This is a genomic window from Bacillus sp. SRB_8 (genome assembly GCF_003264205.1).
Lineage (GTDB): Bacteria > Bacillota > Bacilli > Bacillales > Bacillaceae_G > Bacillus_A > Bacillus_A mycoides.
Genome location: NZ_NADT01000018.1, coordinates 502,925 through 525,113, shown reverse-complemented (window position 1 = coordinate 525,113; position 22,189 = coordinate 502,925). Strand labels below are relative to the sequence as shown.

At 37.1% G+C, this 22,189-nt stretch carries 23 protein-coding genes; all 23 read left to right on the top strand.

Going from position 1 to position 22,189, the window contains the following annotated elements:
- Positions 1 to 97: 97 nt before the first annotated feature.
- The 23 genes from grpE to rpoD all read left to right on the top strand — a co-directional run bounded on the left by grpE (position 98) and on the right by rpoD (position 22,080).
- On the top strand, positions 98 to 664 hold the full coding sequence (grpE, locus tag B5P40_RS12855) for a nucleotide exchange factor GrpE (protein WP_000392715.1): 567 nt from the start codon (positions 98 to 100) through the stop codon (positions 662 to 664).
- A 26-nt stretch (positions 665 to 690) separates the two neighbouring features.
- Positions 691 to 2,526 carry a chaperone protein DnaK gene (gene dnaK / locus B5P40_RS12850; protein WP_002015198.1) on the top strand — a complete coding sequence of 612 codons (1,836 nt, stop codon included), beginning with the start codon at positions 691 to 693 and terminating at the stop codon, positions 2,524 to 2,526.
- A 202-nt stretch (positions 2,527 to 2,728) separates the two neighbouring features.
- Positions 2,729 to 3,832: a chaperone protein DnaJ gene (gene dnaJ / locus B5P40_RS12845; protein ID WP_002129144.1), complete on the top strand. Its 1,104-nt coding sequence runs from the start codon at positions 2,729 to 2,731 to the stop codon at positions 3,830 to 3,832.
- Positions 3,833 to 3,860: 28 nt separating this feature from the next.
- Complete coding sequence (gene prmA / locus B5P40_RS12840) at positions 3,861 to 4,799, top strand: 50S ribosomal protein L11 methyltransferase (RefSeq protein WP_002167655.1); 939 nt, start codon at positions 3,861 to 3,863, stop codon at positions 4,797 to 4,799.
- Positions 4,800 to 4,944: 145 nt separating this feature from the next.
- Positions 4,945 to 5,694 carry a 16S rRNA (uracil(1498)-N(3))-methyltransferase gene (locus tag B5P40_RS12835; protein WP_002015195.1) on the top strand — a complete coding sequence of 250 codons (750 nt, stop codon included), beginning with the start codon at positions 4,945 to 4,947 and terminating at the stop codon, positions 5,692 to 5,694.
- Between the two features lie 6 nt (positions 5,695 to 5,700).
- On the top strand, positions 5,701 to 7,053 hold the full coding sequence (mtaB, locus tag B5P40_RS12830) for a tRNA (N(6)-L-threonylcarbamoyladenosine(37)-C(2))-methylthiotransferase MtaB (RefSeq protein ID WP_002015193.1): 1,353 nt from the start codon (positions 5,701 to 5,703) through the stop codon (positions 7,051 to 7,053).
- A 467-nt stretch (positions 7,054 to 7,520) separates the two neighbouring features.
- On the top strand, positions 7,521 to 7,694 hold the full coding sequence (gene rpsU, locus B5P40_RS12825; RefSeq protein ID WP_000048061.1) for a 30S ribosomal protein S21: 174 nt from the start codon (positions 7,521 to 7,523) through the stop codon (positions 7,692 to 7,694).
- A gap of 15 nt (positions 7,695 to 7,709) precedes the next feature.
- Entirely contained in the window at positions 7,710 to 8,153 is a 444-nt protein-coding gene (locus B5P40_RS12820) for a GatB/YqeY domain-containing protein (protein WP_000054578.1), read from the top strand.
- A gap of 107 nt (positions 8,154 to 8,260) precedes the next feature.
- The gene (gene yqfC, locus B5P40_RS12815; protein WP_002067170.1) at positions 8,261 to 8,554 is read left to right on the top strand and encodes a sporulation protein YqfC; all 294 of its coding nucleotides are present in this window, start codon (positions 8,261 to 8,263) and stop codon (positions 8,552 to 8,554) included.
- Between the two features lie 249 nt (positions 8,555 to 8,803).
- The gene (gene yqfD, locus B5P40_RS12810; RefSeq protein WP_016120819.1) at positions 8,804 to 10,003 is read left to right on the top strand and encodes a sporulation protein YqfD; all 1,200 of its coding nucleotides are present in this window, start codon (positions 8,804 to 8,806) and stop codon (positions 10,001 to 10,003) included.
- A 3-nt stretch (positions 10,004 to 10,006) separates the two neighbouring features.
- Positions 10,007 to 10,966 carry a PhoH family protein gene (locus tag B5P40_RS12805; RefSeq protein ID WP_002015189.1) on the top strand — a complete coding sequence of 320 codons (960 nt, stop codon included), beginning with the start codon at positions 10,007 to 10,009 and terminating at the stop codon, positions 10,964 to 10,966.
- A gap of 196 nt (positions 10,967 to 11,162) precedes the next feature.
- Positions 11,163 to 13,307, top strand: a complete 2,145-nt coding sequence (locus B5P40_RS12800) for an HD family phosphohydrolase (RefSeq protein ID WP_016120818.1) — start codon at positions 11,163 to 11,165, stop codon at positions 13,305 to 13,307.
- A complete protein-coding gene (ybeY, locus tag B5P40_RS12795) occupies positions 13,304 to 13,774 on the top strand; it encodes an rRNA maturation RNase YbeY (RefSeq protein ID WP_113709297.1) in 471 nt (156 codons plus the stop codon). Before B5P40_RS12800 ends, ybeY begins: the two co-directional genes overlap by 4 nt.
- Positions 13,771 to 14,124 (top strand): diacylglycerol kinase family protein, encoded by a 354-nt coding sequence (locus B5P40_RS12790; protein WP_002143170.1) that lies wholly within the window; start codon positions 13,771 to 13,773, stop codon positions 14,122 to 14,124. The genes ybeY and B5P40_RS12790 overlap by 4 nt, the downstream gene beginning before the upstream one ends.
- A 99-nt stretch (positions 14,125 to 14,223) precedes the next feature.
- Positions 14,224 to 14,622 carry a cytidine deaminase gene (locus tag B5P40_RS12785; protein ID WP_002015184.1) on the top strand — a complete coding sequence of 133 codons (399 nt, stop codon included), beginning with the start codon at positions 14,224 to 14,226 and terminating at the stop codon, positions 14,620 to 14,622.
- Positions 14,615 to 15,520, top strand: coding sequence for a GTPase Era (gene era / locus B5P40_RS12780; RefSeq protein ID WP_002088672.1), 906 nt, complete (start codon positions 14,615 to 14,617; stop codon positions 15,518 to 15,520). Before B5P40_RS12785 ends, era begins: the two co-directional genes overlap by 8 nt.
- 176 nt (positions 15,521 to 15,696) lie before the next feature.
- A complete protein-coding gene (locus tag B5P40_RS12775; protein ID WP_000883924.1) occupies positions 15,697 to 15,840 on the top strand; it encodes a YqzL family protein in 144 nt (47 codons plus the stop codon).
- A 33-nt stretch (positions 15,841 to 15,873) separates the two neighbouring features.
- Complete coding sequence (gene recO, locus B5P40_RS12770; RefSeq protein WP_002088669.1) at positions 15,874 to 16,620, top strand: DNA repair protein RecO; 747 nt, start codon at positions 15,874 to 15,876, stop codon at positions 16,618 to 16,620.
- Between the two features lie 106 nt (positions 16,621 to 16,726).
- Positions 16,727 to 17,359, top strand: a complete 633-nt coding sequence (gene ccpN, locus B5P40_RS12765; RefSeq protein WP_002015181.1) for a transcriptional regulator CcpN — start codon at positions 16,727 to 16,729, stop codon at positions 17,357 to 17,359.
- A gap of 29 nt (positions 17,360 to 17,388) precedes the next feature.
- Positions 17,389 to 18,201, top strand: coding sequence for a pyruvate, water dikinase regulatory protein (locus B5P40_RS12760; RefSeq protein ID WP_002015180.1), 813 nt, complete (start codon positions 17,389 to 17,391; stop codon positions 18,199 to 18,201).
- A 664-nt stretch (positions 18,202 to 18,865) separates the two neighbouring features.
- On the top strand, positions 18,866 to 19,009 hold the full coding sequence (locus B5P40_RS33085; RefSeq protein ID WP_220089774.1) for a hypothetical protein: 144 nt from the start codon (positions 18,866 to 18,868) through the stop codon (positions 19,007 to 19,009).
- An 81-nt stretch (positions 19,010 to 19,090) separates the two neighbouring features.
- On the top strand, positions 19,091 to 20,893 hold the full coding sequence (gene dnaG, locus B5P40_RS12750) for a DNA primase (protein ID WP_002067179.1): 1,803 nt from the start codon (positions 19,091 to 19,093) through the stop codon (positions 20,891 to 20,893).
- 59 nt (positions 20,894 to 20,952) lie between these two features.
- Positions 20,953 to 22,080, top strand: a complete 1,128-nt coding sequence (gene rpoD / locus B5P40_RS12745; RefSeq protein ID WP_000764062.1) for an RNA polymerase sigma factor RpoD — start codon at positions 20,953 to 20,955, stop codon at positions 22,078 to 22,080.
- The last annotated feature ends 109 nt before the right edge of the window (positions 22,081 to 22,189 follow it).

The following is a 22,189-nucleotide window of genomic DNA, read 5'->3' as shown; positions in this document are numbered from 1 at the left end:
GCTCAAGTGATGAAATTTTCATTGCTGTGTGTAATATATAATGCTTAGGTAATCGTGCTAAGCATGATACCTAATACCTTTTAAGGAGGTGAAAATTGTGGAAGAGCGTAACGAACAAGTGGTAGAAGAAGTGAAAGAAGCGCAAGTTGAAGAAGCTGTCACGCCAGAAAACAGTGAAAAAACTGTAGAAGAAAAAAGTGAGGCTGCTCTTTTACAAGAAAAAGTAGATGAGTTACAAGCGAAACTAACGGAAACGGAAGGTCGCACATTACGTCTACAAGCTGATTTTGAAAATTATAAGCGCCGTGTCCAAATGGATAAACAGGCTGCTGATAAATATAGAGCACAAAGTCTAGTTTCAGATATTTTGCCAGCTCTTGATAATTTTGAAAGAGCGATGCAAGTGGAAGCGACTGACGAGCAAACGAAATCCTTGTTACAAGGTATGGAAATGGTGCATCGTCAATTGCTAGAAGCGTTGACTAAAGAAGGTGTTGAAGCGATTGAAGCTGTTGGTAAACAGTTTGATCCGAATGAACACCAAGCTATTATGCAAGTGGAAGACAGTGAATTTGAATCAAACGCGGTAGTTGAAGAATTCCAAAAAGGTTATAAACTAAAAGACCGTGTGATTCGCCCATCAATGGTAAAAGTAAATCAATAATTTACATAAAAGTAGGAGGATTCGCCATGAGTAAAATTATCGGTATTGACTTAGGTACAACAAACTCTTGTGTAGCTGTTATGGAAGGTGGAGAACCAAAGGTTATCCCAAATCCAGAAGGAAACCGTACAACACCTTCTGTTGTAGCTTTCAAAAATGAAGAGCGTCAAGTTGGGGAAGTTGCGAAGCGTCAAGCAATTACAAACCCAAATACAATCATGTCTGTTAAACGTCATATGGGTACAGACTACAAAGTAGAAGTTGAAGGTAAAGATTTTACACCTCAAGAAATTTCTGCAATCATTTTACAAAACTTAAAAGCTTCTGCTGAAGCATACTTAGGTGAAACAGTAACGAAAGCTGTTATTACAGTACCTGCATACTTCAACGATGCAGAGCGTCAAGCAACGAAAGATGCTGGTCGTATCGCTGGTTTAGAAGTTGAGCGTATCATTAACGAACCAACAGCCGCAGCACTTGCTTACGGTTTAGAAAAACAAGATGAAGAGCAAAAAATCTTAGTATATGACTTAGGTGGCGGTACATTTGATGTATCTATCCTTGAGTTAGCAGACGGCACATTCGAAGTTATTTCAACTGCTGGTGACAACCGTCTTGGTGGAGATGACTTTGACCAAGTTATCATCGATCATTTAGTAGCTGAATTCAAAAAAGAAAATAGCATTGATTTAAGCCAAGATAAAATGGCACTTCAACGTCTGAAAGATGCAGCTGAAAAAGCGAAGAAAGATCTTTCTGGTGTAACACAAACACAAATTTCATTACCATTCATTAGTGCTGGAGCTGCTGGCCCATTACACTTAGAATTAACGTTAACAAGAGCTAAATTCGAAGAAATTTCAGCTGGTCTTGTTGAAAGAACATTAGAGCCAACTCGTCGTGCATTAAAAGACGCTGGTTTTGCTCCAAGCGAATTAGATAAAGTTATCCTTGTTGGTGGATCTACTCGTATCCCAGCTGTACAAGAAGCAATTAAACGTGAAACTGGTAAAGAGCCATACAAAGGTGTAAACCCAGATGAAGTTGTAGCATTAGGTGCTGCAGTTCAAGGTGGCGTACTTACTGGTGATGTAGAGGGCGTTCTATTATTAGACGTAACTCCACTTTCTTTAGGTATCGAAACTATGGGCGGTGTGTTCACGAAACTAATCGAGCGTAACACTACAATTCCGACAAGTAAGTCACAAGTATTCTCAACAGCTGCTGATAACCAACCAGCGGTAGACATTCACGTACTACAAGGTGAGCGTCCAATGTCAGCTGACAACAAAACGTTAGGTCGTTTCCAATTAACAGACCTTCCGCCAGCACCACGTGGAATTCCACAAATCGAAGTAACATTCGATATTGATGCGAACGGTATCGTTAACGTACGTGCAAAAGACTTAGGAACAAGCAAAGAGCAAACTATTACAATCCAATCTTCTTCAGGTCTTTCTGATGAAGAAGTAGATCGTATGGTACAAGAAGCTGAATCAAATGCTGATGCTGACCAAAAACGTAAGGAAGAAGTTGAACTTCGTAACGAAGCTGACCAACTTGTATTCCAAACAGACAAAGTTGTAAAAGATTTAGAAGGTAAAGTAGATGCAGCTGAAGTAGCGAAAGCAACGGAAGCGAAAGAAGCATTACAAGCGGCAATCGAGAAAAACGAACTTGAAGAAATCCGTGTGAAAAAAGATGCTCTTCAAGAAATCGTACAACAATTAACTGTTAAATTATACGAGCAAGCTCAAGCGGCTGCAGGGCAAGCAGAAGGTGCACAAGGAGCACAAGACGCTGGCGCGAAAAAAGATAATGTAGTAGACGCTGAGTTTGAAGAAGTAAAAGAAGACAAGTAATACAGTGAAATAAAATAAGTAAGATGACAAAAAGTCAAAGTCAAGCGTGCCTTGGCTTTGGCTTTTTTCACGAATAAGAAGAAATGTGTGAGGATCTTAAGTTTTTTATTTTGCATACTGTAAGTGAGGAAACTTTGTTGCAAAGCACTTTCTTTCGGTGTTAAAATTACGTTTATGTGAAAGATTCGGGGGTTGCAAATTTATGAATAAACGAGACTATTATGAGGTCCTTGGACTTAGCCAGGGCGCTTCAAAAGATGAAATTAAAAAAGCGTATCGTCGTTTGGCTAAAAAATATCATCCAGACGTAAGTAAAGAAGAAAATGCAATTGAAAAGTTTAAAGAAGTACAAGAGGCATACGAAGTATTGAGCGATGATCAAAAGCGTGCGCAGTATGATCAATTTGGTCACGCTGGTCCGAATCAAGGTTTCGGTGGCGGAGGAGACTTCGGCGGTGGCTTCGGTTTCGAAGATATCTTTAGTTCATTCTTTGGCGGTGGCGGCAGACGTCGTGATCCAAATGCTCCACGTCAAGGTGCTGATTTACAATATCAAGTTACTTTAGAGTTTGAAGAAGCTATTTTTGGTAAAGAATTAAACGTTGAGATTCCAGTGGAGGATCCATGTGATACTTGTAAGGGTAGTGGAGCAAAACCAGGGACTTCAAAAGAAACATGTAAACATTGTTCAGGATCAGGGCAAGTAAGTGTAGAACAAAATACACCATTTGGGCGTATTGTAAACCGTCAAGCTTGTGGACATTGTTCAGGAACAGGTCAAATGATTAAAGAGAAATGTACGACATGCCATGGTTCTGGTAAAGTTCGTAAACGTAAAAAAATCAATGTTAAAATTCCAGCGGGTATCGATAATGGTCAACAAATTCGTGTATCTGGAAAAGGTGAAGCAGGCGTAAATGGCGGACCGGCAGGTGACTTATATGTTGTTGTTCATGTGAGAAATCATGAATTCTTTGAACGCGAAGGGGATCACATTATTTGCGAAATGCCAATAACATTTGCGCAAATGGCACTTGGTGCGGAAGTAGAAGTTCCTACCGTTCATGGCAAAGTGAAGCTGAAAATTCCAGCAGGAACACAAACAGGAACAGAATTCCGCTTAAAAGGAAAAGGTGCTCCGAACGTACGTGGATATGGTCAAGGAGATCAATATGTAGTCGTTCGTGTTGTTGTGCCGACGAAATTAACTTCACATCAAAAAGATTTATTGCGTGAATTTGCAGGGCAAGAAGAGCAGGATGATAGCTTATTCAGAAAGCTTAAACGTGCTTTCAAAGGGGAATAATGGAAATAAAAAATGGAGTTGGTAAATTGTGAAATGGTCAGAAATTAGTATTCATACAACAGAAGAAGCAGTAGAAGCTGTCTCTCATATTTTGCATGAAGCAGGCGCTAGCGGGGTTGCGATTGAGGACCCAGCGGAGTTGACGAAAGAGCGCAAGCAACAATACGGTGAGATTTATGCACTTAACCCAGATGAATATCCAAGTGAGGGTGTTTTGGTAAAAGCATATTTCCCACAAACGGATTCTTTAAACGAAACGGTTGCAGGTGTAAAATCATCTATTGATGCACTACCATCTTTCGACATCGAAATTGGTAAAGGAACTATTACAATTAATGAAGTCGATGAGGAAGATTGGGCTACTGCTTGGAAGAAGTATTATCATCCAGTTCAAATTTCTGATACATTCACAATTGTGCCGACGTGGGAAGAGTATACACCGTCTTCTCCAGATGAAAAAATTATTGAATTAGATCCAGGTATGGCGTTTGGTACAGGGACACATCCAACAACGACGATGTGTATTCGTGCGTTAGAAAAAACGGTTCAGCCAGGTGATACTGTGATTGATGTGGGGACAGGTTCGGGGGTACTTAGTATTGCTGCGGCAAAATTAGGTGCGGCTTCTGTTCAAGCGTATGATTTAGACCCAGTTGCAGTTGAAAGTGCAGAAATGAATGTGCGCTTAAATAAAACAGATGACATTGTCAATGTTGGACAGAATAGTCTATTAGAAGGTATTGAAGGTCCGGTTGATTTAATCGTAGCAAATTTACTAGCGGAAATCATTCTTCTATTCCCTGAAGATGCAGCGAGAGTTGTGAAGCCAGGTGGATTATTTATTACATCTGGTATTATTGGGGCGAAAGAAAAAGTAATTTCTGAAGCGTTAGAAACAGCTGGATTTTCAATTGAAGAAGTACTTCGAATGGAAGATTGGGTAGCAATTATTGCACGAAATGCGTAATATAGATTTTAGTCTATAAAGAACAGGGGAGTCTCTCACCGTATAAGGTGAGGGACTTACCGTTTGTTATATGAAAATGATAACGTTTCGTTCTTTTCGTAAGTGTTGACTTACGAAAGGAACGAAACTCTACTAAGGTGATTATATGCAACGTTATTTTGTAGAAGAGAAATATGTAAATGAGACAAGTATTCGCATAATGGGTGATGATGTCCATCATATCGCAAGAGTGATGCGTATGTCAGCTGGTGACCACATTTATTGCTGTGTAAATGGTAAAACAGCAGAGTGTTCAATTGCTGAAATTACCAGTGAATTTGTGGATACCACTATTGTAGAATGGGTAGAGGCGTCAAGCGAACTTCCTGTGTTCGTGACGATTGCAAGTGGACTGCCGAAAGGAGACAAGCTAGAGTTAATTTTTCAAAAAGGAACTGAGCTTGGGGCAGCTGCATTTTTACCATTTCAAGCATCTCGATCTATTGTAAAGTGGGATGCGAAAAAAGCAGATAAAAAAGTTGAGCGTTTGAAAAAAATTGTAAAAGAAGCTGCGGAACAATCGCATAGAAGTGAAATTCCAGAAGTACACGTTCCCTCATCATTTAAACAACTGCTGTCGATGAGTAGCGAGTATGATGTTTGTCTTGTTGCGTATGAAGAAGAAGCGAAACAAGGTGAGAAATCTAATTTTGCGAAAGCTTTAGCGACGATTAAACCAGGCCAAAAGCTGCTGATTGTATTTGGACCAGAAGGCGGTTTAGCGGAGGAAGAGATAACCGCACTTCGTGAACATAAATTTGTACCATGTAGTTTAGGACCAAGAATTTTAAGAACAGAAACGGCTCCGCTTTATGCGTTAAGTGCCGCTTCTTATCATTTTGAATTGATGGGGTGATAATCAATGGCAACTGTTGCGTTCCACACGTTAGGTTGTAAAGTAAACCACTATGAAACAGAAGCGATTTGGCAATTGTTTAAACAAGGTGGTTATGAAAGAACTGAATATGAAAAAAAATCTGATGTATACGTTATTAACACATGTACAGTAACGAATACTGGAGATAAAAAAAGCCGTCAAGTAATTAGACGTGCTGTACGTCAAAATCCAGATGCGGTAATTTGTGTAACGGGATGTTATGCACAAACATCTCCAGCGGAAATTATGGCGATTCCAGGTGTAGATATTGTTGTTGGTACGCAAGATCGTGAGAAGATGTTAGGATACATCGAAGAATTCCGTAAAGAGCGTCAACCAATTAATGCTGTCCGCAATATTATGAAAACACGTGTATATGAAGAGCTCGATGTACCATATTTCACGGACCGTACACGTGCATCTTTAAAAATACAAGAAGGTTGTAATAACTTCTGTACATTTTGCATCATTCCTTGGGCGCGTGGTTTAATGCGTTCTCGTGATGGAAAAGAAGTTATTAAACAAGCGCAGCAATTAGTAGATGCGGGCTATAAAGAAATCGTATTAACAGGTATTCATACAGGTGGGTACGGTGAAGATATAAAAGAGTATAACTTAGCTGGATTACTGCGCGATATGGAAGCGGAAGTAGGCGGATTGAAACGCCTTCGTATTTCTTCTATTGAGGCGAGTCAAATTTCTGATGAAGTAATTGAAGTGTTAGATAAATCAGAAGTAGTTGTACGTCATTTGCATATTCCATTACAGTCAGGATCTAATACTGTATTGAAACGTATGCGCCGTAAGTATACGATGGAATTTTTCCAAGAGCGTTTAGATCGTTTGAAAGAAGCGTTACCAGGTCTTGCGATTACATCAGACGTAATTGTTGGATTCCCAGGCGAAACAGAAGAGGAATTCATGGAAACGTACAATTTCATTAAAGAGAATCGTTTCTCTGAATTACACGTTTTCCCTTATTCGAAACGTACAGGTACTCCAGCAGCACGTATGGAAGATCAAGTTCCTGAAGACGTGAAGAACGATCGTGTTCACCGTCTAATTGAGCTATCAAATCAATTAGCGAAAGAGTATGCTTCTAGATTTGAAGGTGAAGTACTTGAAATCATTCCGGAAGAGACATTTAAAGATGGTGACCGTGAAGGTTTATATGTAGGTTATACAGATAACTACTTAAAAATTGTGTTTGAAGGATCTGAAGAATTGATTGGTAAGCTAGTAAAAGTGAAAATTACAAAAGCTGGTTATCCATATAACGAAGCGCAGTTTGTTCGTGTTCTTGAAGATGATGTAAAAAAAGAATCAGCAAGCGCATAAAATGAAACTTTAATCAGTGGGGGGTTTTGTTCATCCCTGCTGATTATCAGCCTGACCCCCGCCTAAGTTCTTTGCTTTCGTTGAATTTTGAGGTGGGGTTCTTACTGTCCTGGCAAATAGCGGGATAAAAAAGCATGCAAACGGAAACAATTTGCATGCTTTCTTTTTTTTTGTGGAGAAGTTAAGTACTGAAAAGGCAGGTACGTTGAATGAGTAGTTATTTAATGCTTTCTTGTATTAAACAAGGTGTAATGATAAAAAATATAGTTGTCTTCAGGGGAAAAGGATAATAGCTATCTACATAGCTTTTGAACAGGTAAGGGCATCTATTCTTCTTTTATTCTGCCAAATAGTTGACCTGAAGTGATAAAATGTATTATAATCGTAAAAGACATGCTGAAGAAGGGTTTCTTTTTGCATGCTGAAATTAGTATGTAAGTGTGATGTTTCGGAGGGAGGGAAAGAGAATGTCAAAAACAGTCGTTCGTAAAAACGAGTCTTTGGAGGATGCACTTCGCCGTTTTAAAAGATCGGTTTCTAAAACTGGTACACTTGCTGAAGCAAGAAAGCGCGAGTTTTATGAAAAGCCAAGTGTAAAACGTAAGAAGAAATCTGAAGCGGCAAGAAAGCGTAAGTTCTAAGAGAGGGTGTAAGTTATGAGTCTTCTCGGTCGTTTAAACGATGATATGAAACAAGCGATGAAGAATAAACAAAAAGAAAAATTAACCGTTATTCGTATGGTTAAGGCTGCTTTACAAAATGAAGGTATTAAACTGCAACATACTCTTACTGAAGAAGAGGAATTAACAGTTTTAGCTCGTGAAGTAAAACAGTATAAGGACTCCCTCCTTGAATTTAAAAAAGCTGGTCGTGAAGACCTTGTTGATAAACTGCAAAGTGAAATTCAGATTTTAAGCGCATATTTGCCGGAGCAATTAACAGAAGAAGAACTAGCGGATATAATTAAGCAAGTTATTTCTGAAGTTGGTGCTACATCTAAAGCAGATATGGGTAAAGTGATGACTGCTGTTATGCCGAAAGTAAAAGGTAAAACAGACGGATCACTTGTGAATAAGCTGGTTATCCAGCTATTAGCATAAAAAAGCGTCTCATTTCGTATGAGACGTTTTTTTATGCTTTTTTCAGTTTGGACGTGATATTACAAGCTCTTTTTTCATACATATGGGATGAGAGGGGGTCTTTTGAGATGAAAAAAATAGAACAAATGAAGAATTGGTTAACGAAGCAAATAGACCTGCCAGTGGATGTGTTAATGGATCTACCTCGGATCACGCTTGTTGGGCAAGTACATATCTATATAGAAAATCATCGAGGATTATTAGTGTTTTCAGATAAAGAGGTAAGATTGCTATTGAAACATGGTCAATTATTAATTAAAGGTCAATCCTTTGTTATTAAAACAATCCTTCCAGAAGAACTGTTGCTTGAAGGGATTATTGAACAAGTGACGTTTTTAGAAAATGAAAAGAAAGAGGAGTGAGGAGAAACTTCCGTTTGTGAAGTTTTTCTTCGTTACCTTGTATTAACAGGCGGTAACGTTCTGGCCTCAATATTCGGTTCGTACAAAGAGGATAGGTGGGAATTGAGTTCCACGTAAAAAACTGGCTCGTGAAGGTTAATAATTAGTGAGGATCAAGGAATCTGCTAATTAAAATTTTAGTAAGAGCTAGTTTGATAATCGAATTGAAAAGTAGTGTATCTACTTTTAGAAAGGTAGTGGAGATAGTCGATGAAAAATAAATGGTTTATAAAATGGCTTGGGTATGTAAAGGTGCGAATTGAAGGTAGAGGAGCGGAACGCTTTGTTAACGAGTGTGTGCGGAAGAAATTACTCGTTTGGGATGTAAAGAAGATAGCTGATGAAACGTTAGTTTTTTGTATGTTATTACGAGATGTGAAAAAGATAAAACCAATTTATAGAAAAAATGAATGTAAATTATATTTTATTGGACGTAACGGTTTTCCTTTTTGGAATAAGCGTATAATTAAAAATAGTGGATTTTTAATTGGGTTTTTAATATTTTTTTTCGGAATGATCGCATTGTCAAATATGGTGTGGAAAATTGAAATTACAGGAGCAAAACCTGAAACAGAATATATATTGATGAAAGAATTGGACAAAATGGGTATAAAAAAAGGTAAATTACAATTCCAAATGCCGAGTGTAGAAGATGTTCAACGTCATTTGACAGACAATATTAATGCGATTACTTGGGCGGGATTAGAAATAAGAGGGACAACATATCATTTTAAGATTGTTGAAAAAAATGAGCCAAAAAAAGAAAGTGAACAACAGCCACAAAACTTAGTAGCAAAAAAAGAAGGGATTATTACAAAAACATTTGTGGAAGTTGGGAAGCCGGTTGTCATGAAAAATGACCATGTAGAAAAGGGGCAACTTCTCGTATCCGGGATGTATGGTAATGAGGAGAATCCGACAGTTGTTTCGGCTAAAGGGATTGTATATGGAGAAACGTGGTATAAATCTGAGGTGGATGTTCCGTTAAAGACACAATTTCAAGTGTATACTGGTAATTCATACAATGAATATTTCCTTAAATTTGGGAGTACTAAAATAAAAATATGGGGATTTCTACAGGATAAGTATAAGCGCTCTCGTACTGAAAGTGTAAAACATGATGTGAAATTATTTGGATTTACATTACCAATTGCATACGAGAAAGATATTGTACGAGAAGAGGAAGAAGCGAACCGAGAATATACCGAAAAACAAGCAATGAAAGTAGCGAAAGAGATGGCAGAAAAAGAACTGAAGAAAAAATTGGATGAACATGCTATGATTGTAAGTGATAACATTTTGAGTAAAGAGGTTGAGGCGGATCACCTAAAGGTCACATTACATTATACAGTGATTGAAAATATTGCAGAGCCACAACCAATATCTGAATCCGATATTCAAGGAGACTGAGTAATGGCAGAACAATTAGTAGAAATGAACCAACAATTGGAAAATCCCAACGAAGCAATCGCTCTTTTTGGGGTAAATGATGCTCATTTAAAAGTAATTGAACGAGAACTTAGTGTATCGATTGTGACTAGAGGAGAATCTGTTCGTGTATCTGGGGCAGATGAAACTGTGGTGCTCGTAGAAAAAATCTTACAACAGTTACTTGTTGTTATCCGTAAAGGTGTATCAATTTCGGAAAGAGATGTTGCGTATGCGATTCAGCTTGGGCAACAAGGGAAAATTGCTCAATTCGAAGAATTATATGAAGAGGAAATTTTTAAAACGGCAAAAGGTAAATCCATTCGTGTGAAAACGATGGGGCAAAGACGATATATTCATGCAATGAAAAAGAATGATATTGTATTTGGGATAGGACCTGCTGGGACAGGAAAAACATACTTAGCCGTAGTAATGGCTGTGAGAGCTTTAAAGCAAGGGTATGTAAAGAAAATTATTTTAACAAGACCTGCTGTAGAAGCTGGAGAGAGCTTAGGGTTTTTACCAGGTGATTTGAAAGAAAAAGTAGATCCGTATTTACGTCCACTATATGATGCGTTACATGATATTCTTGGACAAGAATATACACAACGTATGATGGAACGTGGTGTAATTGAAATTGCACCTCTTGCTTATATGAGAGGGCGTACTCTTGATGATTCATTTGTTATATTAGATGAGGCGCAAAATACAACTGGTGTTCAAATAAAAATGTTTTTAACACGATTAGGTTTTAGTTCTAAAATGGTTATTACGGGGGATCCCTCACAGGTAGACTTGCCAAAAGGGGTAAAGTCAGGTCTTTCTATTGCTGCTAATATTTTATCTGGTGTATCAGGTCTTTCGTTCATTACATTGGAACAAACGGACGTTGTGAGACACCCGTTAGTGCAACGTATTATTGAGGCATATGATAAAATGGAATGATCCTATTTGTCAGGGTCATTTCTTTTTGTATGATAAGGTTGGCGAGTGGCATATTTTTTACTATCATTAAAGACGAGGGAAATGAACTATAGGTGATAGTGGATAAAAACGTTGTCCAAAAAGTATCGTTGCCTAGAAGAAATGAAAGCTATAAATAGTTTCACTTTATTTCTGGAGAGGAGAAGGTATTGAAATCATGTCAAGATCTCAAGAAATTTCTAAGTGGTTTCGTAATTTACAACATTCGAAAAAACTAAGTTGGATTTCTTACGTTTTATTAGGAGCAGTGCTGTTTTTTGCACTTATGAATAATGTAAAACCAGAGCAATTAGATGTTACAACATATTCTATTGCGAAAAAAACAATCCATTCTCCTATTAAAATTGAAGATAAAGTTACAACGGACAAAAAGAAAAAAGAAGCCGCTACAAAAGTTGAAGATCAATATACATATAAAAGTGAGTATAAACAAAATAAAGTGGATATTGTGAATGACGTCTTTGCTAAAGTAGATGAAGTGATACAAGAGATTAAAGCGGTTGGACCGGATGAGCAAAAAAAGATTACTGATGCTGAAAAAGTGGACAAGTTGAAAAAAAAATTGCCTACTGATTTAACGAAAGAATTATCTGATTCAAACTTACTAAACTTAATTAATGCAGATTCGAACCAATTAGTATTAGCGAAAGATGCAACAGTTACAGCTATTAATAGTATCATGACTGAGCATGTTAAAATGGACGAATTGAAGGATGCGAAGGAACGATATGTAAGTGAGATGAATAGTGTTAATGTTGATAATGGTTTAAAGGAATCTATTAAGGCGTTAGGGAAATATGCGATTTCTGCAAACTATTTTTATGATCCGACCTTAACAAAAGAGAAGAGAAAAGCGGAAGAAGATTTAGTTCCACCTGTTTATATTCTTCAAGGGCAAGTCCTTGTTAGAGAAGGTGAAACGATTTCAAGTGATATGTACAATCAGTTGAAATTAGTTGGCCTGTTAGAAAAAGGGAACAGTTTTCAACCCTATGTTGGGTTAGCGGTACTCATTGGTGTGCTATTGTACTTTATGCATAAGCAGTTTGAAGTGTTTTTACAGCGGAAAAGAGAAGATAGGCCGTATGTCTTAGCGTATATTACAATTTTGTCTATCACGATTGTTTTAATGAAAATCATTAGTTTGTTTCAAAAACTTGAGTATGCAGGAATCGCGTATGTTGTTCCAGTTGCCATGGGAACAATACTTGTAAAATTAATGATTGGTGATCGATTTGTATTTTTAACGAGTATGATCTTTTCTGTATGCGGAAGTATTATGTTTAATGAAGGTGTAACGAGTACACTGAATTATAGTGTGGGGATTTATGTTTTATTAAGTTCATTATCAGTTAGTATTTTCTTGAGAGAAAAAAATCGTCGTACGATGATTTTACAAGCTGGTATACTCGTTTCTGTATTAAATGTAGTCGTATTAGCGGCTTTGCTATTATTACGTAACGGGAATTTTTCGCCTCTTGAAATTGGGGTGCAATTATTAATGGCTGCTGTTTCGGGTATTATCTCTTCTGTTCTAGCTATGGGGATTTTACCGTATTTAGAAAGTGGTCTTGGGATTGTATCGAGTATGAAATTGATGGAACTTTCAAGTCCGAATCACCCGCTCGTGCGCAAAATTTTATTAGAAGCACCAGGTACATATCATCATAGTGTAATGGTAGCTAATCTCTCAGAAGCTGCTTGTGAAGCAGTTGGAGCAAATGGAGTATTAGCGCGTGTAGGGGCGTATTATCATGATGTAGGGAAAACGGTACAACCACAGTTTTTTATTGAAAACCAAATGGGTATTGAAAACCCGCATGATAGATTAGACCCTGTAACGAGCAAAGATATTATAATTGCTCATGTAACCGATGGGGTGAGAATGTTAGAAGAACACCATATACCTCAAGAAATTATCGATATTGCTGGACAGCATCATGGTACAACGTTACTTAAATATTTTTATTATAATGCGATTAAAGAAGATAAAGAGAAGTATACGGAGGAAATGTTCCGCTATCCAGGATCAAAAGCAACTTCTAAAGAGTCGGCGATCGTTGGTATTGCTGATAGTGTGGAGGCGGCGGTACGTTCGATGAACCATCCAACACCAGATCAGATTAATAATTTAGTGCAAAGTATTATTAAAGATCGCCTGCAAGATGGTCAATTTAGTGAATGTGATTTGACATTTAAGGAACTACAAATCGTTGGAAAAACGTTATGTGAAACGTTAAATGGTATTTTCCATTCCCGTATTACATATCCGGAACCGCCGGAAGAAAAGGAGAAAGAATGAGTTTATTAATTGATTTTATTGATGAAACAGAAGAAGTGAAAGAAGAATATATAAGTTTGATTCGAGGTTTAGTAGAGAAAGCAGCCCAAATGGAGAACATAGAAGAAGGCGCAGAATTATCGGTTACATTTGTAGATAATGAACGTATTCGTGAAATAAACCGTGATTACCGAGATAAGGATCAGTCTACGGACGTTATTTCTTTTGCTATGGAAGAAATGGGAGAAGGCGAAATGGAAATTGTCGGTGCAGAGATGCCGCGTATGTTAGGAGATCTTATTATTTCTATTCCAAGAGCAAAAGAACAAGCTGAAGAATATGGACATTCTTTTGATCGAGAACTTGGGTTTTTAGCACTACATGGCTTTTTGCATTTGCTTGGTTATGATCATATGACAGAAGAAGATGAGAAAGAAATGTTTGGAAGACAAAAAGAAATTTTAGAGGCCTTTGGATTAGGGCGATGAAAACAGGAAAACTTTTAGATAGTTTTGGATATGCTATAGCTGGTATATACTTTTGTCTTCGTCATGAACGAAATATGAAAATTCATTATTTAGCCGCAGTCATCGTTATATGCTGCGGCTTTTATTTCCATATTACAACAATGGAATGGATTGTCGTACTTATTGTGATAGGGATTGTAATGAGTTTAGAGATGGTGAATACGGCTATTGAAAAAACAGTAGACTTAGCAACCGTCGATATTCATCCGGTTGCAAAAATTGCAAAGGATGTTGCAGCAGGGGCAGTTTTATTATTTGCAATTATAGCTGCTGTAATTGGTGCTATTATCTTTTTACCGTATATGGTATAGTTGCATTCCGAAGCTTTTATTAAGCTTTGGGAGCGCCGTGAAGGCCTTTAATGAAAGAGTGTATCTGTTCACATCTATGAACGGAAAGGATGCGGGAATATGAATAGCAAACAATTAATTCAAGAAGCAACCGAAGCGCGTAAACGAGCGTACGTACCATATTCTAAATTTCAAGTAGGTGCAGCTTTACTAACTCAGGATGGAAAAATATATCGTGGATGTAATGTTGAAAATGCATCATATGGTTTATGTAACTGTGCAGAACGAACAGCTTTATTTAAGGCAATTTCTGAAGGGGATAACGAGTTTGTAGCTATTGCAGTCGTAGCGGATACAAAGCGTCCAGTACCTCCTTGTGGAGCATGTCGACAAGTTATGATAGAATTATGTAAACAGGATACGAAAGTATACCTATCAAACTTACATGGTGATGTTCAAGAGACAACAGTCGGAGAATTGTTACCAGGAGCATTTTTAGCGGAGGATTTACATGAATAGAAAAGGTTATAAATCAGGTTTTGTCTCTATCATTGGCAGACCGAATGTTGGGAAATCTACATTTTTAAATCGTATTATTGGCCAAAAAATTGCCATTATGAGCGATAAGCCACAAACAACTCGTAATAAAATTCAAGGTGTATATACAGAAAATGATTCACAAGTAGTTTTCATTGATACACCAGGAATACATAAACCTAAACATAAACTAGGCGATTTCATGGTGAAGATGGCTCAAACGACATTAAAAGAAGTTGATATTGTTTTGTTTATGGTCAATGCAACTGAAGGATATGGTCGTGGTGAGGAATTTATTATTGAGAAATTACAAGAAACGAAACAACCGGTATTTTTGGTAATTAATAAAATTGACCAACTTCATCCAGAGCAATTGCTGGAGTTGATTGATCAATATCGTAAATTATATGAGTTCGCGGAGATTGTGCCAATTTCTGCATTGGACGGTAATAACGTTGAAGCGTTAATCGGAGCAATTAAAAAGTATTTACCAGAAGGACCGCAATATTACCCGGATAATCAAGTAACGGATCATCCAGAGCGATTTATTATTTCAGAGCTTATTCGTGAAAAAGTATTACATTTAACACGTGAAGAAGTACCGCATTCTGTAGCGGTTGTTATTGATGCAATTCAAAAGCGTGAGGGCGGAGCGGTTTATATAAACGCAACGATTGTTGTTGAACGTGCATCACAAAAAGGAATTATTATAGGTAAGCAAGGGAAGATGTTAAAAGAAGTCGGTAAGAGAGCTCGTTTTGACATTGAAGCACTTCTTGGTTCTAAAGTATTTTTAGAAGTATGGGTGAAAGTGCAAAAAGATTGGCGCAATAAGATGTCACAGCTCCGTGACCTTGGTTTCCGTGAAGACGAGTATTAATATGAAGTAAAGTTGTGATCAGTGGATGTTTTGTTCATCCACTGATTATTGGTTTTTATGAACCTTGATAAATTAGGAAAAATTTTTCTCACATGAAAATGAACAAAATGGGTCAACTTAATAACAACAAAAGAAATTGGTTTATAGGCTACGCTTATTGAGAAAGGTGGATTCTTATGCTAGATTTTACCTGGAAGTTTTTCTCCAAAACAGGAAGCATTGAAACGTATTTGCTTTTGAAAGAAATGGAAAAAGACGTAAACGATGAGATGGATCAACATGAAGAGGAGTTAGCGCATCTAGACTCTCCAATTTCTTGACCCGTTTTGTTCAAACCTTGGATGGTGACGAACATGTTTCAAAAAGTTGAGGGCATTGTTATCCGTACGACAGATTACGGAGAAACAAATAAGATTGTTACAATATACTCACGGGAATTTGGTAAGGTAAGTGCAATGGCAAGAGGGGCGAAGAAGCCGAAGAGTCGGTTAGCAGCTATTTCGCAACTTATGACACATGGTCATTTTCTTATTCAAATGGGATCTGGACTTGGAACTTTGCAACAAGGCGAGATTATTTCATCTATGAAAGAAATTCGCGAGGATATATTTTTAACTGCTTATGCATCATTTATTATCGAATTAACTGATAAAGCAACAGAAGATAAGAAGCATAATCCGTATTTATTTGAAATGTTATATCAAACGTTGCATTATATGTGTGAGGGTGTTGACCCAGAAGTATTATCATTAATTTATCAAACGAAAATGCTTCCGGTATTAGGGATGCACCCGTACTTTGATACATGTGCTATTTGTCATCAAGAAACAGATTTTGTCGCCTTCTCTGTCAGGGAAGGCGGTTTTCTGTGCTCGCGTCATGCGGAACAAGATCCGTATCGTATTCCGGTGGGAGAGGCTGTTCATAAATTATTACGTCTCTTTTTTCACTTTGATTTACACCGGCTCGGTAATGTATCGGTGAAGGATAGTACAAAAAAACAAATGCGCACAGTATTGAATACATATTATGACGAATATTGTGGAATTTATTTGAAAACAAGGCGTTTCTTGGAACAACTTGATAAGTTTCAAATATAAAAAGGGCCGTATACGGTCCTTTTTACATACTTTCTTTTTCGAATAGCATATTTAGTATATAATATTTAAGAGATAGTATAACTTTTTTCGTTGTGCATTAAAGGTGGTGATTATCATAGAGCTGAATAAACGGCAAGAGCATATCATTCAGATTGTAAAAGATCACGGTCCTATTACAGGGGAGTCAATTGCTGGGCAATTGGGTTTAACACGTGCAACGCTAAGACCAGACTTAGCAATTTTAACGATGGCTGGTTATTTAGAAGCGCGTCCACGTGTAGGTTATTTTTATACGGGTAAAACCGGGGGACAGCTATTATCTGAAGCTGTTAAGAAAATTAAAGTGCAAGATTATCAATCTAGACCGGCTGTAATTGATAAAAATGTATCAGTATACGATGCAATCTGTACTATGTTTCTAGAGGACGTTGGTACATTATTTGTTGTAGATCAAGCTACTTTATTAGTTGGCGTTGTATCTCGTAAAGATTTATTACGAGCTAGCTTAGGAAAGCAGGATTTAACCTCTCTTCCGGTTAATATTATCATGACAAGGATGCCAAACATTGCGATGTGTCGCAGGGAGGATTCTTTATATGATATTGCGATGGAATTAATAGAAAGACAGATTGATGCGATGCCGGTTGTGAAGGATACGAAACAAGGTTTAGAAGTGATTGGACGAATTACAAAAACAAATATTACACGTGCGTTTGTAAATTTAGTAAATAACGAATAAGTGTAATTTGTTTAAAGTGAGGTAATGTAATGGATAATAAAATCGTATATGTCGTATCTGACTCTGTAGGAGAAACGGCTGATTTGGTTGTTAGAGCGGCAATGGGACAGTTCCCATTCGCTCCTGATATTAGGCGTGTACCGTATGTAGAAGATACAGGGACATTAAAAGAAGTAATCTCGATTGCCAAGAGCAATCAAGCGCTTATTTGTTTTACGTTAGTAAAGCCTGATATGCGTCAATATTTATTGACAGAAGCGGCAAAAGAAGGAGTAGAGGCATACGATATTATCGGACCTCTTATCGATCAAATTGAAGAAATTACAGGGCAAGTACCAAGGTATGAGCCAGGTGTCGTTCGAAGATTAGATGAAGAGTACTTTAAAAAAATTGAAGCGATTGAATTTGCAGTTAAGTATGATGATGGTAGAGATGCACGTGGTATTTTAAAAGCTGATATCGTGTTGATTGGAATTTCACGTACATCAAAAACACCACTTTCACAATATTTAGCGCATAACAAACGTTTGAAAGTTGCTAATGTACCACTTGTACCGGAAGTGGATCCGCCTGAGGAATTATATCAAGTGGCAAAAGAGAAATGTTTCGGTTTGAAAATTATACCAGATAAGTTAAATCATATTCGAAAAGAACGATTGAAATCACTTGGATTAAGTGATGGAGCAACATATGCAAATATTAATCGTATTCAAGAAGAAATTGATCATTTTGAGGAAGTAATTAGTAAAATAAATTGTCAAGTGATTGATGTATCAAATAAGGCCATTGAAGAAACAGCAAATATTATTGTGAATGCAGTGCAAAACCAAAAAATGTTTTAGCACATTTACCAAAGGTGAATGTGCTTTTTTCGCTCGTGAGAAGGCGTTAGAGGAAGATGCGAAGTAGAGCATGAACTTTCGGCTTAGTAATAGAATATAGCGGAATGGTTATACTTATATTCTTCTGTTTTTTAATTATGCTAAAGGAACGATTTCGTTATCTTTAAGTGTAAGATGAAAATTAAAGGGATATGTAGCGTAGTTGAAGAAAATATATTATAATAAAAAATTGTGATAAAAACCTATATTTTACGTTTAGACTTTAATTTTTCAGAATAAACTAGGGATAGGATTTTCGAAAAAGACATGTATTTACGTTAAATCGACAAAATCTAGACAAGAAAACGCACATTATGGAAGGATTCACAGAAGGGATGTAGAATACAGACATATGCAAAACATCAGATAAGATATTATTTGATGCAGATGCGTATCCCGTGAAGAATGCAATTGTGCAAGTTGGAACAAAATTTTATGTCGAAATTTTGTTTGTCGTATCCTATGCTCATCGTTCAAGAAAACAGCAAGGTAATTGGGTCTATGTAGATTCTGAGCAAGATGAAGTTGACTGTTATATTTATTAACATGCAAAAGCTACAGATCTCATGATCATACAGGCTATAGTGCTTCTTGCTAGTCTTCTTGTGAAAAAGGAGTATATGTATTGTCTCCAGGAGATACATTTGTAACAGATGAGCAAATGTATACAATTTTATATAGTAGTATGTATCTGCGAATTTACGCAGACTGGGGACTTATACGAAAGATCCAAAATCGTTTACACAATGTGATCGACAGTACTTTCTAACAAATTTAGAAAAATATTGTCGAATTATAAAGGAATCTTTTAATTTATATCGAATACAAAATACGACACGGAGATGGAGTTATGGGGAACAGAATTCCTGAAGAAGTTGTTGAACAGATTCGGACATCATCCGATATTGTAGAAGTGATTGGTGAGTATGTTCAACTTAGAAAGCAGGGGCGTAACTATTTCGGCCTTTGTCCATTTCATGGTGAGAATTCTCCTTCATTCTCTGTTTCATCTGATAAGCAAATTTTTCATTGTTTCGGATGTGGAGAAGGTGGAAATGTATTTTCTTTTCTTATGAAAATGGAGGGACTTGCTTTCACAGAGGCTGTTCAAAAGCTTGGCGAAAGAAATGGAATTGCAGTTGCAGAATATACATCAGGGCAAGGACAACAACAACAAGAAGACATATCTGATGACACTGTCATCATGCAACAGGCTCATGAACTTTTGAAAAAGTATTATCATCATTTATTAGTAAATACAGAAGAAGGAAATGAAGCACTTTCATATTTATTAAAACGTGGTATTACAAAAGAGATGATTGAGAAATTTGAAATTGGTTATGCATCACAAGCATGGGATGCAGCAACGAAAATTTTACAAAAAAGAGGTTTGTCGCTATCTAGTATGGAACAGGCTGGCCTTCTTGTAAGAAGTGAGAAGGATGGCAGTCATTATGACCGCTTCCGCGGAAGAGTTATGTTTCCGATTTATACTTTACAAGGTAAGGTGATAGCGTTTAGTGGAAGGGCATTAGGAGATGACACTCCGAAATATTTGAATAGTCCTGAAACACCGATTTTTTACAAAAGTAAGCTGTTGTATAATTTCCACCAAGCAAGGCCGTTTATTAGAAAACGTGGGCAGGTTGTCCTTTTTGAAGGTTATGCCGATGTACTAGCCGCGGTGAAAAGTGGTGTGGAAGAAGCTGTTGCGACAATGGGAACAGCTTTAACTGAAGAACAAGCGAAACTTCTGCGACGTAACGTTGAAACTGTTGTTCTTTGCTATGATGGTGATAAAGCAGGGCGAGAAGCGACGATGAAAGCAGGGCAATTACTATTGCAAGTTGGTTGCCAAGTGAAAGTTACATCCTTGCCAGATAAGCTTGACCCTGATGAATATGTGCAACAATATGGGACAACCGCTTTTGAAAATCTTGTGAAATCAAGTATAAGTTTTGTTGGTTTCAAAATAAATCATTTGCGTTTAGGGAAAAATTTGCAAGATGAGTCTGGCAAAGAAGAATATGTAAAAAGTGTTTTAAAAGAGTTATCATTGCTACAGGATGCGATGCAGGCGGAATCATATTTAAAATCATTATCGCAAGAATTTTCGTATTCAATGGAAACACTTTTGAATCAATTGCACCAATATCGCAAAGAACAAAAGGTACAGCAAAAACAAATAAAGCAGGTTTCTAAGCCATCTCAAATTGTTCAAACGAAACCGAAATTAACAGGTTTTGAAAGGGCAGAAAGAGAAATTATTTACCATATGTTGCAAAGTGCAGAAGTGACAGTACGTATGGAACCTCATATAGAAGATTTTTATACAGAAGAACATAAAGGGATTTTATATGAACTATACGCATATTATGAAAAGGGGAATGAACCTTCAGTCGGAACATTTTTAAGTTGGCTCTCTGATGAAAAGTTGAAAAATATTATTACTGATATTTCGACGGATGAATTTATTAATCCAGAGTACACAGAAGAAGCGTTACAAGGTCATTTGGAGGCGCTAAGACGCCATAAAGAAAAACTTGAAAAGATGGAAATTATCTTTAAAGTAAAACAAATGGAAAAAACAGATCCTGTAGAGGCTGCTAAATATTATGTGGCATATTTACAAAGTCAAAAAGCAAGAAAATAGCTTTTTCGATAAAGTTTTAGTATAATGAATGTTTGTATCTCGCGTAAGGAGGGGAACAGATGGCTGATAAACCAGCTCGTTCTAAACAAATTGAAACTGAAATGACCCTTGAGCAAGTGAAAGAACAACTCACTGAGCTCGGAAAAAAACGTGGCGTTCTTACATATGAAGAGATTGCAGAACGCATGAATGGATTTGAAATTGAATCCGATCAAATGGATGAATACTATGAATATTTAGGTGAACAAGGGATTGACTTAGTTGGTGACAATGACAACGACGAAGGTCCTAATAATCGTCAAATTACAAAAACGGAAGAAGAATTTGACCTTAATGATTTAAGTGTGCCGCCAGGTGTGAAAATCAATGACCCTGTTCGTATGTACTTAAAAGAAATTGGTCGTGTAGACTTACTATCTGCTGAAGAAGAAATTCGACTTGCGACACGTATTGAAGAAGGCGATGAAGAAGCAAAACGCCGTCTTGCAGAAGCAAACTTACGTCTTGTAGTAAGTATTGCAAAGCGCTACGTGGGCCGTGGTATGCTTTTCTTAGACTTAATCCAAGAAGGAAATATGGGTCTAATTAAGGCAGTTGAAAAGTTCGACTACCGTAAAGGTTTTAAATTTAGTACGTATGCAACTTGGTGGATTCGCCAAGCTATTACACGTGCGATTGCAGACCAAGCGCGAACAATTCGTATTCCAGTTCATATGGTTGAAACAATTAATAAGTTAATCCGTGTACAACGTCAATTATTACAAGATTTAGGACGCGAACCATCTCCTGAAGAGATTGGTGAAGAAATGGATCTTGCTCCAGAAAAAGTACGCGAAATCTTAAAGATTGCACAGGAGCCAGTTTCTCTTGAAACACCAATTGGTGAAGAAGACGACTCCCATTTAGGTGACTTTATCGAAGACCAAGAAGCAACATCGCCTGCGGACCATGCAGCGTATGAATTGCTAAAAGAACAATTAGAAGATGTGTTAGATACACTAACAGATCGTGAAGAAAATGTTCTGCGTCTTCGTTTTGGTTTAGATGATGGACGAACTCGTACGCTTGAAGAAGTTGGGAAAGTATTCGGCGTAACGAGAGAACGTATTCGTCAAATTGAAGCGAAAGCACTTCGCAAATTAAGACATCCAAGCCGTAGTAAGCGTCTTAAGGATTTCTTAGAATAGGCTACCTTTAAGTTTACTTCACTTTTGTGAAGTAAACTTTTTTATTTTGTTAATTTTTGTTAAAGTTTAGCTATCGGCAACGATTACAATTTCTTGTAATTTATTTTAC